Below are 13,661 nucleotides of genomic sequence, written 5' to 3' on the forward strand. Positions count from 1 at the left end.
CGCCACCGCGGCTTCGACGTAAGCTACCTCGTAGCTTCCGCCGCGAGACGCCGTTGCCCGCAGCCCCCGCCGACCTGCAGCCCTTGATGACGCGTATCGCCGCCGGCGATCGCGCGGCCCTGCGCCAGCTCTACCAAGCGACCTCCGCGAAGCTTTTCGGCGTCGCCCTGCGTATCCTCTCCGACCGTGAGGAGGCCGAAGACGTGCTGCAGGAGGTCTATGTCACCGTCTGGCGCCGCGCCGACCGCTACGATGCGGCGAAGGCCGGCGTGATGACCTGGGTGGCGACCATCGCCCGCAACCGCGCCATCGACCGCCTGCGGGCGCGCGGTCCGATGGCCTATGCCGAGCCGGTGGAGGACCTGCAGATCGCTGACGGCGGGCCCGGCGCCGAAGCCCTGCTCGAGGCGGCCGGCGACGCGGCGCGGCTGCAGGGCTGCCTCGGCGAGCTCGACGGGCGGACACAGGCGGTGATCCGCACTGCCTTCTTCGAAGGCGTCACCTACGAGGCGCTCGCGCACCGGATGTCCGAGCCCTTGGGCACGGTGAAGAGCTGGATCCGCCGCGGCCTGGCCAAGCTCAAGGGGTGCCTGGAGCGATGAGCGAGCCCCACGAGCTTTCCGAGCTGGAGGCGCTGGCGGCCGAGCACGCGCTGGGAGTGCTCTCCGCGCGCGAGCGCGCGGAGGCCGAGGCGCGCATGGCCAGCGACCCGGCGTTCGCGGCCATGGTCGAGGCCTGGCGCGGGCGTATGACGCCGCTGCTCGACGCGGCGCCTGAGGTGGAGCCGCCCGCGGAGCTGTGGCCGCGGATCGAGCGCAGGCTGCCGGCCAACGACGACGTGCGGGCCGTGGGCCGCCTGCGGTTCTGGCGCGGCGCGGCGATCGGCTCGCTCGGCCTGCTGGCCGCCAGCCTCGCCGCGGTCGTGTTCCTGGCCAGCCAGGTTACCGGCCTTCAGACGCCGGTTCAGCCGGCGCCGATCCTCAACGCCAGCCTGACCCCCGGCGCGGCCGGCGCCCAGCCGCTGTTCGTCGCCGCCTTTGACCCCCAGCGGCAGGCGCTGATCGTCACCTCGCTGGTCCCGCCCGGCGCCGATCCGCTGCACGTCCACCAGCTGTGGCTGATCCCGCAGGACGGCAAGCCGCGCTCGCTCGGCTTCGTCGAGCCGGGCGCCTCGCGCGCGCTGCCGATGCCCCAGACCATCGCCCAACTCGCCGCCGCCGGAACCTCGCTCGCGGTGTCGGTCGAGCCGCCCGGGGGCTCGACCAACCCGGAAGGTCCCTCTGGCCCGATCGCCGCGTCCGGCAAGCTCACGCCGATCTGAGGCTGCATCCGCGGCGGGAAAGCGTCCGTACCTTCGCCGCCGCCAAGCCTGGCGGCCACAACAAGGGACGCAAATCTCATGCGCAAGCTCATCTCGGCCGCCGTGCTCGGCGCCATCCTCGCCGCCTCGGGCGCCACCGTCGCCGGCGCCGGCATGGCGAAGGAAAAGACTGTCACCGTCGGCGGTGCGCCAATGTATCCATCGAAGACCATCGTGCAGAACGCGGTGAACTCGAAGGACCACACCACCCTGGTGGCGGCGGTCAAGGCCGCCGGCCTGGTGGACACGCTCTCCAGCGCCGGGCCGTTCACGGTCTTCGCCCCCACCAACGCGGCTTTCGGCAAGCTGCCGGCCGGCACGGTGGACACCCTGGTGAAGCCCGAGAACAAGGGCGCGCTCACCAACGTGCTGACCTATCACGTGGCCCCCGGTCGCTACTCGTCGGCCGACCTGATGAAGGTGGCCAAGATGGGCGGCGGCAAGAACACCCTGAAGACCGCACAGGGCGAGACCCTCACCATCAAGGCGCAGGGCGGCGCCATCTGGGTCATCGACGGCAAAGGCGGCATGTCGCGGGTCACGATTCCGAACGTCAACCAGTCCAACGGCGTGATCCACGTCGTCGACACCGTGCTGATGCCGTAAGGCTCGAGCGAGCCCCGGGCGCGTCGTGCGCCCGGGGCTCGCGCCCGCCTGCGGGCCGTGCTTCAAACGCGGCCATGCAGACCCCGACCCTGACCCGCCGCGCGCTGACGGCGCTGGGCTTCGCCCTCCTCGCGACCCCGGCCGCCGCCGCCTCGGCGGCCGACGGCCGGTTCGCGCGGCTCGCCGCCCGCTATGTCGACCAGCTCGGCCGGCTTTCGCCCATCGGCGCCACCACCCTCGGAGACCACCGCTTCGACACCGAGCTCACCGACCTCTCCGCCGCCGGCCGCGCCCGGGTGCGGGCCGTGACCCGGGGGCTGCTGCGCGAGGCCGACGCCATTCGGCCCGGTGACCTCTCCCGCGAGAACCAGGTCGACCTGGCGCTGCTCCGGAACCAGCTCCGCTACGACCTCTGGACGGACGAGGTCCTGCAGTCCTGGGCCTGGGACCCGCAGATCTACAACGGGGCCGCCGGGGGCGCGCTCTACGGCCTTATGGCCCGCGAGTTCGCGCCGCGCCCCGCCCGCCTGCGCTCGGCCATCGCCCGGATGGAAAAGCTGCCGGCGCTCTTCGCCCAGGCGCGCAGCGAGCTCGTGCCGGCCCGGGTGCCCCGCGTCCACGCCGAGACCGTGTCGCGCCAGAACAAGGGCGTGCTGGCCATCGTGGAGGAGATGATCCTGCCGCACGCCGGCGAGCTCTCCGCCCCCGACCAGGCGCGGCTGAAGGCCGCCGACGCCAAGCTCCGGGCCGCCGTCGCCGAGCACCAGGCCTGGCTCGACAACACCCTCGTCCCGCAGGCGAAGGGCGACTTCCGCCTTGGGGCCAGGCTCTACGACCAGAAACTGGCCTTCGCGCTCATGTCGCCGATGTCGCGCGCGGAGATCCGTGCCGCCGGCGAGACCGCGCTGAAGGCCGCGCGGAGCGAGATGTACCGGCTGTCGCGGCAGGTGACCGGGCAGGGGCCGGAGACGCCCGACGCGGCCACGGAGCAGCGGATCATCGAAGCGGCGCTGGAGCGTTCCTATCGCGACCACGCGCCGCGCAACGGCATCGTCGAGCAGGCCCGCGCCTCGATCGGCGAAGCCACTGACTTCGTGCGCCAGAAGGACCTGATCACCCTGCCGGACGCGCCGGTGGACATCATCCTGATGCCGGAGTTCCAGCGGGGCGCCGCGGTCGCCTATTGCGACTCGCCCGGGCCACTGGAGCGCCACCTGAAGACCTTCTACGCCATCTCGCCGATCCCCGACGATTGGAGCGCCGAGCAGGCCGAGAGCTTCCTGCGCGAATACAACCGCCGCATGGTGCACGACATGAACGTGCACGAGGCCATGCCCGGCCACTTCGTGCAGATCTGGCATTCCAACCGCCATCCCTCGACCCTGCGCGCGGTGCTGGGCTCGGGACCGTTCGTGGAGGGCTGGGGCGTCTATGCCGAGGACCTGATGGCGCGGTCCGGCTTCCAGGGCGGCGACCCGCTCTATCGACTGACGCAGCTGAAGATGCGGGTGCGCTCGATCACTAACGCGATCCTGGACCAGATGGTGCACGTGGACGGCGCCTCTGAAGCCGAGGTGATGCGGTTCCTGACGGTGACGGCGTTCCAGCAGGAGCGCGAGGCGGCCGGCAAGTGGACGCGGGCCAGGCTCTCGTCGGCCCAGCTGCCGAGCTACTTCGTCGGAGTGGCGGAGCACGACGCGCTGCGGGCGGAGACCGAGCGTCGGTGGGGCTCGACCTTCAGCCAGAAGCAGTACCACGACACGGTGATGTCGTTCGGGTCGCCGCCGGTGAAGTACGCCCGCGCCCTGATGCTGGACGAGCCGATCCCGGCCTAGGCCTTGGCCTTGTCCATGAAGCCGGCGAAGCGTTCGAAGAGGTAGAGGCTGTCGGTCGGGCCGGGCGAGGCTTCCGGGTGGTGCTGGACGCTGAACACCGGGCGGTCCTTAAGCGCGATCCCGGCGTTGGTCCCATCGAACAGGGAGACGTGGGTCTCCACTACCGGCGCCGGCAAGCTGTCGCGGTGTACCGTGAAGCCGTGGTTCATGGAGACGATCTCCACCTTGCCGGTGGTCAGGTCCTTCACTGGGTGGTTCGCCCCGTGGTGACCCTGGTCCATCTTCACGGTCTCTGCGCCCAGCGCGCGGGCGAGCATCTGGTGGCCCAGGCAGATGCCGAACACAGGCGTCCCGCTCTCCACCAGCTTCTGGATCTCAGGGACGGCGTACTCGCCGGTGGCGGCCGGGTCGCCGGGGCCGTTGGAGAGCAGGATCCCGTCGGGCTTGCGGGCGAGGATGTCCTCGGCGCTGGTCGAGGCCGGGACCACGGTGGCGCGGGCGCCGACCGAGGTCAGGGCTCGCAGGATGTTGCGCTTCACGCCGTAGTCCAGGACCACGACCTCGTACTTCGGCGGGTCGCCGGGCCTGGCGTAGCCGTTCGGCCAGGCCCAGAGGCCCTCGTCGTAGGTGAACGGCTGCAGGCAGGAGGCGTCCTTCGCCAGGTCGAGGCCGACCAGGCCGGACCAGGCGCGGGCCTTTTCGACCAGGGCGTCGAGGTCGAACCGGCCGTCGGGCGCGTGCGCGATGACGCCGTGCGGCATGCCGTGCTCGCGGATGCGGCGGGTGAGCGCGCGAGTATCGACGCCGGCAAGACCCACGACGCCGCGGCGGGCCATCCAGGTCTGCAGGTCGGCGTCGGCGCGCCAGTTGGCGGGCTTGGTCGGCACGTCGCGGAAGATGGCGCCGCGGGCAGCCGTCTCGGCCGAGCCCGACATCTGCTCGATGTCCTGCACGTTCGTGCCGACGTTGCCGACGTGTGGGAAGGTGAAGGCGACGATCTGGGCCATGTAGGAGGGGTCCGTGAGGATCTCCTGGTAGCCGGTCATGGCGGTGTTGAAGCAGACCTCGCCCACCGCATCGCCGACGGCGCCCACGCCGATGCCCTGCAAGATGGTCCCGTCGGCGAGGGCCAGCACGCCGGTCGCGCCGGGCAGCAGGTCACGGCTCATGGGCGGCTCCTTGGGGTCGGGAAACTGAGGCGAGATGCGCCCGCGCAAACGGTCGCGTAGGTAGTGAGTCACGCCCATGCGGTCAATGCGGCGAGAAGGGGAGGGAGTCCATGGCCCACATCGATCCGGACCGTGAGGCCTGGGAGCTGTTCAAGTCGCTGCCGAGGGACCAGCCGATCCAGATGCTCAACCTCATCCGGCTGAAGCCCAAGGCCGAGTACCCGCCCGACCATCCGGACCACGGCAAGGGCCTGTCGGGCCTGGACGCGTACCGCGCCTACGGCCGGACCACGGCTCCGATCTTCGGCCGGCTGGGTGGGCGGCAGGTCTGGGCCGGCAAGCCGCAGGTGATGGTGACCGGGCCAGCCGAGGAGCAGTGGGACCTGGCCTTCATCGCCGAGTACCCCTCCGCCGACGCCTTCATGGCCATGGTGCGCGATCCCGACTACCGCGAGTTCGTGAAGCACCGCACGGCGGCGGTGGCGGACTCCAGGCTGCTGCGGCTGGCGCCTCTGACGCCGGGCGAGGGCTTCGGCGAATAAAGAAGGGAAGTTGTCATTGCAGCGAGGGTCGTCCGGCGCGAGCCTGGCTGCATGCTGAACCTCAAGCCCAACTGCGAGTGCTGCGACCGCGACCTGCCGCCCGGGGCGGAGGCTCGCATCTGCAGTTTCGAATGCACCTTCTGCCCGGACTGCGCGGAGGCGCGGTTCGCCGGGACCTGCCCCAACTGCGGAGGCGGACTGGTCGCGCGGCCGGTGCGGCCGGCGGGCCTGCTGGCGAAGTATCCGCCATCGACGGAGCGCTTCACCAGGCCCCACGCGGCCTGCGCCGCCTGATCGGACCCTTCCCAAACAGCTTGACCGTCCTGGCTTCACCAATTAATTGAACGAACGTTCAGTCAAATATGGGGAGCAGCTTGGCTCGCGGCTATGAGCAGAAAAAGCGGGGCGAGGCGGCGGAGGAGACCCGCCGCCGGATCGTCCAGGCGACGTTCGAGCTGCATTGCGAGCAGGGGGTGGCGGCGACGACTATGAAGCAGATCGCAGAGCGCGCCGGCGTCAGCGTCGGCTCCGTCTATCACCACTTCCCGACCTACGACGACGCGATCCAGGCCTGCGGCGCGCACGCCTTCTCCCTGGCGCCGTCGCCGGAGCAGGACCTGTTCGGAGGGATCCCGGACCGGGGCGAGCGCGTCCGGCGGCTGGCCCAGGCGCTGTTCGGCTTCTACGCCCGGGTGCGCGGCTTGGCCTATGTCATCGCCGAGCAGGACCGGATGCCTGTGCTCAAAGCTTTCGCCGATCAGGAGCGCCAGGTGCGCGCCCGCCTCGCCGGGGCCGCCGTCGGCGACGAGGGCGGGGCCAAGGTCGTGGCGGCCCTGCTGGACTACCGGACCTACGACGCCCTGCGCGATCAGGGTTTCGATCCCGACTCGGCTGCCGCCAGGGCGGCCGAGGTCGCCAATGCCTGGCTCGACCAACCTCCAGAACGGAAGGACCCCCACTGATGGAAACGCGTGTCCATGAGATCGCCGACGGCGTCTACCGGCTCTCGACCTTCGTCGACGCCGTCACGCCCGAGGGCTTCACCTTCAACCAGTTCCTGATCGACGCGGACGAGCCGATGCTGTTCCACACCGGCATGCGGGGGCTGTTCCCGCTGGTGTCGGAGGCGGTGAGCCGGGTGATGCCGGTCGAGCGGCTGCGCTGGATCGGCTTCGGCCACGTGGAGGCCGATGAGTGCGGCGCGATGAACCAGTGGCTGGCCGCGGCGCCGCACGCGCAGATCGCCTATGGCCAGCTTGGTTGCGACGTGTCCCTGAACGATCTGGCCGACCGGCCGCCGCGGGCGCTGGCGAATGGCGAGGTGCTGGACCTCGGCGGCCGGCGGATGCGCTGGATCGACACCCCGCACGTGCCGCACGGCTGGGAGGCGGGCGTGTTCTTCGAAGAGGCCGAGGGTGTGCTGTTCGCGGGGGACCTTCTCACCCACGGCGGCGACCCGGCGCCGGTGACGGAGATGGACGTGATCTCCCCGGCCTTGGCGATGGAGGAGGCGTCGAAGTCCATGACCATGGCGCCGGCCACGGTGCAGACCCTGCGCGAGCTGGCGGCGCTGTCGCCGAAGGCGCTGGCGCTGATGCACGGGTCCTCGTTTCGGGGCGACGGGGCCGGACAGCTGCGGGCGCTAGCGGACTGGTGCGAAGGCAAGGTGCCGGCCTAGCGGGCGGCGGCGGGCGGGCTTAAGAGCCCGCCCATGCGCATCACCACGGTCGGCCTCGATGCCGACGACACGCTCTGGCACAACGAGACCATCTTCCGGCTGACCCAGGACCGGTTCCGCGGCCTGATGGCCGAGGTGGCGCCGCCCGAGCAGCTCGACGCCAAGCTCGCCGAGATCGAGAAGCGCAACCTGCGGCTCTACGGCTACGGGGTGAAGGGCTTCACCCTCTCGATGCTCGAGACCGCGATGGAGCTCACCGGCAACGAGCCGCCCGGCCGGCTCATCGCCGAGATCCTCGCCGCGGGCCGCCAGATGCTGACCGAGCCCGTCGAGCCGCTGCCGGGTGTGGAGAAGGCGCTGGCCGAGCTCTCCCGCGACTACCGGCTGGTCCTGATCACCAAGGGCGACCTGCTGCACCAGGAGCAGAAGCTGGCAGCCTCGGGGCTCGGCGATCTCTTCGCCGCCGTGGAAATCGTCAGCGAGAAGGACGCCTCGACCTACGAGCGCGTCTTCGCCCGCCATGGGACCGGCGCGGCGGAGGCGGTGATGTGCGGCAACTCCATGCGCTCGGACATCCTGCCGGCGCTGGAGGCGGGCTGCTTCGCCGCCCACGTGCCCTATCCGCTGACCTGGGCGCACGAGATGGCGGACGCGCCGGAGGGCCATCCCCGGTTCGCCGAGCTGCATTCGATCGGCGAGCTGCCCGGCTGGATCCAGTCGCTGGGCTGATGTCACAAACGCGGCGGCTCGGCCGTCCTGGTCTCAGAAGATCGGGAGTGGGAGCATGTCGCGGATCATAGCCGCCATCCTGGCGCTGCTGCTGGGGGCCAATGCGGTCTTCCAGCTCGTCCTGCCGCTCGACTGGTACGACGCCGTGCCGGGCGTGCCCGCGACGGGGCCATTCAACCCGCACTTCGTGAGGGACATCGGCGCGGCCTACCTGGTCGCGGCGGCCGGGCTCGCCTGGTTCGCGTGGCGCCCGCGGGAGGGCTGGCCGGCGCTCGCGGCCGGCGCGCTGTTCCTGACCTTGCACGCCGCGATCCACGTCTACGACGCCGCCTGCGGGACCAAGCCGCTGGCCGACGTCACTCGCGACTTCGTGGGCGTCTACCTGGTGGCCGCAGTCGCCCTGGTGCTCGCCCTTCGCCGTCCGAAGGAGACCTGAACATGCTGGAAGGCTTCATCGACCGCTGGCTCGACAGGTTCGAGGCGCAGTGGAGCTACGACGCGAGCTACATGCGGGCCGTGGCGCGCGCCAGCCCGGCGAGCTTCGTGAAGTTCGCCATGGGCACGCGCTCGCCGGACGTGAAGGCCGCGCCGGCCGAGGCTCTGGTGGCGGCGGGGCTGGTGGGGACCCTGGCCGAGGACTGCGGGCCGTGCACCCAGATCGGGGTGGACATCGCCACCGCGAACGGCGTGCGGCCGGAGGTGCTGCGGGGCATCCTGGCCGGCGACGAAGGCCAGATGGGCGAGAAGGCCTGGCTCGCCTACCGGTTCGCGAAGGCCAGCCTGGCGCGTGACATGGAGACCTGCGACCCGCTGCGTGACGAGATCGTCGCCCGCTGGGGCGAGAAGGCGCTGGTGGCGATCAGCCTCTCGCTGATGGCGGCCCGGATGTACCCGACGCTGAAGTACGCCCTGGGCTACGGCAAGGCCTGCTCGAAGGTGGTGGTGGCCGGCGAGGCCACGCCGGTCGCGCACCTGGCGCAGGCGGCGTAGGCTGAAGGTCATGGACGCGGTCCTCACCGACGCCTTCGAGGCCAACCGGCCGCGGCTCAAGCGGCTGGCCTACCGGATGCTGGGCTCGGTGGCGGAGGCCGAGGACGCGGTGCAGGACGCCTGGCTGCGTTGGACCCGGGCGGGGGAGGGCGTCACCGACCCCGCCGCCTGGCTGGTGCGGACCACGACGCGGCTGTGCATCGACCGGCTGCGGGCGGCGAAGGCGGAGCGGGAGGCCTACCGCGGGCCGTGGCTGCCGGAGCCGCTGATCGAGCCGATGACCGAGGATCCGGTGGAGCGGGCGGAGGACGTCTCGGTGGCCTTCCTGCTGGCGCTGGAGCGGCTCTCCCCGCTGGAGCGCGCGGTGTTCCTGCTGCACGAGGTGTTCGAGGAGGACTACGCCGCCGTCGCCGACACCCTGGGCCGGTCCGAAGCGGCGGTGCGCCAGCTCGCCAGCCGGGCGCGGGAGCATGTCCGCGACTCCAGGCCCCGGTTCGCGGTGAGCCAGGAGAAGGTGCAGGAGCTGGCCGGCGCGTTCCTCGTGGCCTCGGCGACGGCCGACTTCTCGCGGCTGAAGAGCCTGCTCGCGGAGGACGCCGTGCTGGTGACCGACGGCGGCGGCAAGCGCAAGGCGGCGCTGCGGGTGCTGGTCGGACGCGACGACATCGTCCGGCTGATCGAAGGACTGATCTGGCGCGGCGGGATCCCGGAGACGCTGGACCTCAAGCCGGCGCGCATCAACGGCCTGCCGGGCTTCGTGCTGGTGCGCCCGGACGGACCCGAGACCATGGCGTTCGAGCCGGGCGCCGACGGGCTGATCACGGCCATCTACCAGGTGCGCAACCCCGAGAAGCTGGCCCACGTGGCCCACGCGCTCGCGGCCCAGGCGACGACGGGCTGAGCGACATCGGATGACAGGCTTCCGCGCGAGCGCGCACCGCGCGCGCAGGCGTGCGGGCGTGTGTGCGAGAATTCACTAGTCAAAGAGCGAGCGACACGTGGCAGGCGGTATCAGCCTAAGGTCGCTCCTGCCGATACTCCAAAAAATTGCGGGGCCTATTTTTTTTGCGGCGCCGCTTGAGCATTCGTCCTCCGGTAATGCACGCATATTGCGGAATGTTACTTTCGCCGAAGCCGCGAACTTGGTTCCTGATCAATTGAACAAAGTCGTCTCACAATAAGCTGACAGCCGTTGGCAAGCATACGGGCTATGATCAACGCTTCCCCGGAGGTCGTGTCGCATGTCTTTCAATCCGTTCCAGGAGCGTGGAATCCCGCTCGAGGACCAGCTCCGCAACTGGTCGGAGCTGAACGTCCAGCCGTACCGGAAGGAGGAGATCCATCCCTTCAGCCGCGCGCGGGCGATCCTGGCCAACGGTGTGGAGGTGGAGAGCGTGCTCTTCTCCCACAACATGGCGCGCAACACGCTGGACCCGGACCTGAAGAAGCAGCTCGCCTTCGTCCGGCGCGTCGAGCACCAGCAGCAGCGGACGATCAACTGGCTGATACCGGCGGACGAGACCACGCTGGAGGTGACCCTCGGCTACGAGCAGATCGCCGTGGAGATGACCGCCTGGGTCGCGCAGAACGAGCCCGACCCGTACCTGCGGCAGGTCTACGAGTTCGGCGTCCTCGAGGACTTCGACCACCTCTACCGGTACGCGAACCTCTACGACATGATCGAGGGCAAGAAGGCCGAGGCCATCGTCGGCCATCTCACCGAGATCACGCCCGGCCGCCCGACCATCTTCGAGCACCGGCACCCCTACGACGAGGTCCGCCGGCCGATGACGGCCCTGGCCGCCGATCCGCAGTCGCTGGTCAACAGTCTTACGGTGCTCTGCGCCGAGCAGCAGGTGCTCAACTACTACAACACCATCGGCAACCGCTTCCAGGAGCCGCTGGCCCGCGCGCTCTACTCCGAGATCGCCGAGGTCGAGGAGCAGCACGTCACCCATTACGAGTCGATCCTCGACCCCACCTCCACCTGGCTGGAGAACTGGGTGCTGCACGAGTTCAACGAGTGCTGGAACTACTGGTCCTACCTGCAGGAGGAGCCGGACCCGCGGATCCGTTCGATCTACGAGCTGCACCTCAACATGGAGATCGAGCACCTGCGCATCGCGGCCGAGATGATGCGCAAGATCGAGAAGCGCGAGCCCGAGGCGCTGATGATGGCGGGCGAGCTGAAGCCGCTCTCGATCCGCGAGAACAAGGCGTGGATCCGGCGCATCCTGGCGACCCAGGTGGACCTGACCTCGAAGGATTCCAACTTCGTCGCCGTCACCGAGCTCACGCCGGAGGACCGCTATTTCGCCTACAACCGCAAGGTCAACGACCAGTGGGTTCCGAGCGAAGAGGTGATCCGCGAGCACAAGGCCGCGCAGGGCGACGAGTACCGCGACGAGACGGACGGCCCCAACCCGGTGCCCGGCCTGCGCGGCGAAGAGGCCCGCGACGGCCAGTCCACCGCCTATGCCGATCGCATCCAGCGGCAGGCGGCCTGAGATGCGGCACGAGAAGATCATCGTGGCGGACCGGGGCGCGGCCGAGCCGATCTCGTTCGGCGCCTCCGTACGGGCCGGCAAGAAGGTGCGGCCCGACGCCATCGGCCTGCTGGTGCTCGACCACGTGGAGGCCATGGCCTTCTTCGACCGCTACGAGCGCTCGGACGACCCGGCGGAGAAGCTCTCGGTGGTCGAGCGGCTGTGCATGCTGCTCATGGCCCACATGCAGGTGGAGGAGGAGATCTTCTACCCCGCCGCCGGGTCGGCCACCGGCGACGAGCCCATGGTCGACCATGCCCGCGACGAGCACCAGGAGGCCAAGGGGGTGATCGACGCGATCCGCGCACGCTCCGAGGCCGACAGCCAGATGGACGAGCTCGTGGCGACCCTGCGCCTCGCCATCCAGCACCACGTCGAGGGGGAGGAGACCAGCCTCTTCCCGGAAGTGCGGCAGGCCGGCCGGGTCGACCTCTACGACCTCGGCGCGCACCTGGCTGCGCGGCGCGTGGAGCTCCTCTTCCATATGAACGGAATGACGCCCAGGGAGGGCGCGATGCAGACCAGCAGCGACATGGACGTGGCGACCACCGGCAACCTGGCCGCGGAGACGATGGCGCAGCCGGTCTCCCCCGAGGAGGCCCGCAAGATGTTCCTGGTCGGCCTGAGGAACGCGCACGCCACCGAGCAGAACTGCCGCACCATGGTGACCCGGCAGATCCAGCGGCTGGAGAACTATCCCAAGCTGAAGGCCCGCCTGGAGCAGCACCTGACGGAGGTGGAGGCCCAGATCGCCCGGCTTGACGTGATCCTCGAGCGCATGGGCGAGGACCGCTCCGGACTCAAGGACGCGGCCATGTCGATGATGGCCAACATGAGCTCGATGATGAACGCGGCGGCCGGCGACGAAATCCTGAAGAACAGCTTCGCCAATGCCGCCATGGCCCAGTTCGAGATCGCCGCGTACAAGTCCCTGCTGATCATGGGCGAGGCCGCCGGCGAGACCGAGGCGCTCCGGCCGCTGCAGCAGTCCCTGAACGAGGAGCGGGCGATGGCCGCCTGGCTCGAGGAGAACCTGCCGGGCACGGTGATCGGCTACCTGCAGCTTCGCAGCCAGGGCGGCGTGGACCCCAGCCACTAGGGAACGCGTCCTCCCTTGTGGTAGCCGACGCGGCGGGTGCAGATCACCCCCGCGGAGGACGCCATGAAGTACAAGCAGCTCGGCCGGACCGGCCTGTACGTCTCGGAGATCTGCCTCGGCACCATGACCTTCGGCGGGACCGAAGGGAGCATGTGGCGGGCGATCGGCGCGCTGCAGCAGGGCGAGGTGGACGCCATCGTCGGGCGCGCGCTCGAGGCCGGGGTCAACTTCATCGACACGGCAGACGTCTATTCGTTCGGGGAGTCCGAGCGGCTGACGGGACAGGCGCTGAAGAACCTGGGCGCAGCGCGCAAGGACGTGGTGATCGCCACCAAGGTCTATGGCGAGATGGGGCCGAAGCCCAACGACCGCGGCGCCTCGCGCGGGCACATCATGGACAGCGTGCAGGCCAGCCTGGAGCGGCTGCAGACCGACCACATCGACCTCTACCAGATCCACGCCAACGACCCGGTGACGCCGATCGACGAGACGCTGCGGGCGCTGGACGACCTCGTGCGTCAGGGGCTGGTCAGGTACGTGGGCGTCTCGAACTGGCAGGCCTGGAAGATCGCCAAGGCGCTGGGGATCAGCGAAGCGAAGGGATACGCGCGTTTCGAGACCCTGCAGGCCTACTACTCCATCGCCGGCCGAGACCTGGAGCGCGAGCTGGTCCCGATGCTGATGTCCGAGGGGCTGGGGCTGATGGTGTGGTCGCCGCTCGCCGGCGGGCTGCTGTCGGGGAAGTTCGGGCCCGGCTCGAACAACCCGGAGGACGCGCGGCGCACCAACTTCGACTTCCCGCCGGTGGACAAGGACCGCGCCTGGGCCTGTGTGGCCGCCATGCGCGAGGTGGCCGAGGCGCACGGCGCCTCGGTGGCGCGGGTGGCGCTGGCCTGGCTGCTCGCCAAGCCGCACGTGATGAGCGTGATCATCGGGGCCAAGAGCCTGGAGCAGCTCGACGACAACCTGGCGGCGGCGGAGCTGACCCTGAACGCGGAGGAGGTCGCGAAGCTCGACGAGGTCAGCGCGCTGCCGGCGGAGTACCCCGGCTGGATGATCGGCCGCCAGGGCGCGAACCGCGTGCCGAAACCGTTCGTGAAGCGATAG

16 protein-coding genes are annotated in these 13,661 nt (G+C 70.1%); 15 read left to right on the top strand and 1 reads right to left on the bottom strand.

The annotated features are described in order from the left end of the window. Positions 1-86: 86 nt before the first annotated feature. The 4 genes from VIL76_RS07075 to VIL76_RS07090 all read left to right on the top strand — a co-directional run bounded on the left by VIL76_RS07075 (position 87) and on the right by VIL76_RS07090 (position 3,801). Positions 87-602, top strand: coding sequence for a sigma-70 family RNA polymerase sigma factor (locus tag VIL76_RS07075; RefSeq protein WP_332044297.1), 516 nt, complete (start codon positions 87-89; stop codon positions 600-602). After that, entirely contained in the window at positions 599-1,321 is a 723-nt protein-coding gene (locus VIL76_RS07080) for an anti-sigma factor (protein ID WP_332044298.1), read from the top strand. The genes VIL76_RS07075 and VIL76_RS07080 overlap by 4 nt, the downstream gene beginning before the upstream one ends. A gap of 78 nt (positions 1,322-1,399) precedes the next feature. Next, positions 1,400-1,966 (top strand): fasciclin domain-containing protein, encoded by a 567-nt coding sequence (locus VIL76_RS07085; RefSeq protein ID WP_332044299.1) that lies wholly within the window; start codon positions 1,400-1,402, stop codon positions 1,964-1,966. 74 nt (positions 1,967-2,040) lie between these two features. Beyond that, positions 2,041-3,801, top strand: a complete 1,761-nt coding sequence (locus VIL76_RS07090; protein ID WP_332044300.1) for a DUF885 domain-containing protein — start codon at positions 2,041-2,043, stop codon at positions 3,799-3,801. Here the strand turns inward: VIL76_RS07090 and carA are convergent. Further along, positions 3,798-4,970: a glutamine-hydrolyzing carbamoyl-phosphate synthase small subunit gene (gene carA / locus VIL76_RS07095; RefSeq protein ID WP_332044301.1), complete on the bottom strand. Its 1,173-nt coding sequence runs from the start codon at positions 4,968-4,970 to the stop codon at positions 3,798-3,800. The two genes, VIL76_RS07090 and carA, sit on opposite strands and share 4 nt — an antisense overlap. Before the next feature lie 110 nt (positions 4,971-5,080). Here carA and VIL76_RS07100 point away from each other — a divergent pair, with 110 nt between their 5' ends. From VIL76_RS07100 to VIL76_RS07150, 11 genes are all read left to right on the top strand, one after another. After that, the gene (locus VIL76_RS07100) at positions 5,081-5,512 is read left to right on the top strand and encodes a DUF1330 domain-containing protein (RefSeq protein WP_332044302.1); all 432 of its coding nucleotides are present in this window, start codon (positions 5,081-5,083) and stop codon (positions 5,510-5,512) included. A 51-nt stretch (positions 5,513-5,563) separates the two neighbouring features. Next, positions 5,564-5,806: a DUF1272 domain-containing protein gene (locus VIL76_RS07105; protein ID WP_332044303.1), complete on the top strand. Its 243-nt coding sequence runs from the start codon at positions 5,564-5,566 to the stop codon at positions 5,804-5,806. An 80-nt stretch (positions 5,807-5,886) separates the two neighbouring features. After that, complete coding sequence (locus tag VIL76_RS07110) at positions 5,887-6,474, top strand: TetR/AcrR family transcriptional regulator (protein WP_332044304.1); 588 nt, start codon at positions 5,887-5,889, stop codon at positions 6,472-6,474. Continuing rightward, entirely contained in the window at positions 6,474-7,190 is a 717-nt protein-coding gene (locus VIL76_RS07115; RefSeq protein ID WP_332044305.1) for an MBL fold metallo-hydrolase, read from the top strand. Before VIL76_RS07110 ends, VIL76_RS07115 begins: the two co-directional genes overlap by 1 nt. Positions 7,191-7,223: 33 nt before the next feature. Then, the gene (locus tag VIL76_RS07120; protein ID WP_332044306.1) at positions 7,224-7,919 is read left to right on the top strand and encodes an HAD family hydrolase; all 696 of its coding nucleotides are present in this window, start codon (positions 7,224-7,226) and stop codon (positions 7,917-7,919) included. A 55-nt stretch (positions 7,920-7,974) separates the two neighbouring features. Continuing rightward, on the top strand, positions 7,975-8,355 hold the full coding sequence (locus VIL76_RS07125) for a hypothetical protein (protein ID WP_332044307.1): 381 nt from the start codon (positions 7,975-7,977) through the stop codon (positions 8,353-8,355). 2 nt (positions 8,356-8,357) lie between these two features. Beyond that, positions 8,358-8,909 (top strand): hypothetical protein, encoded by a 552-nt coding sequence (locus VIL76_RS07130; protein WP_332044308.1) that lies wholly within the window; start codon positions 8,358-8,360, stop codon positions 8,907-8,909. 10 nt (positions 8,910-8,919) lie between these two features. Then, positions 8,920-9,810: an RNA polymerase sigma factor SigJ gene (gene sigJ, locus VIL76_RS07135; RefSeq protein WP_332044309.1), complete on the top strand. Its 891-nt coding sequence runs from the start codon at positions 8,920-8,922 to the stop codon at positions 9,808-9,810. Between the two features lie 340 nt (positions 9,811-10,150). Continuing rightward, the gene (locus VIL76_RS07140) at positions 10,151-11,416 is read left to right on the top strand and encodes a hypothetical protein (RefSeq protein ID WP_332044310.1); all 1,266 of its coding nucleotides are present in this window, start codon (positions 10,151-10,153) and stop codon (positions 11,414-11,416) included. Position 11,417: 1 nt separating this feature from the next. Next, positions 11,418-12,554: a DUF892 family protein gene (locus VIL76_RS07145; RefSeq protein WP_332044311.1), complete on the top strand. Its 1,137-nt coding sequence runs from the start codon at positions 11,418-11,420 to the stop codon at positions 12,552-12,554. A 36-nt stretch (positions 12,555-12,590) separates the two neighbouring features. Beyond that, positions 12,591-13,661, top strand: coding sequence for an aldo/keto reductase (locus tag VIL76_RS07150; protein ID WP_332044312.1), 1,071 nt, complete (start codon positions 12,591-12,593; stop codon positions 13,659-13,661).

Source organism: Phenylobacterium sp. (assembly GCF_036563285.1).
Taxonomy (GTDB): Bacteria; Pseudomonadota; Alphaproteobacteria; order Caulobacterales; family Caulobacteraceae; genus Phenylobacterium.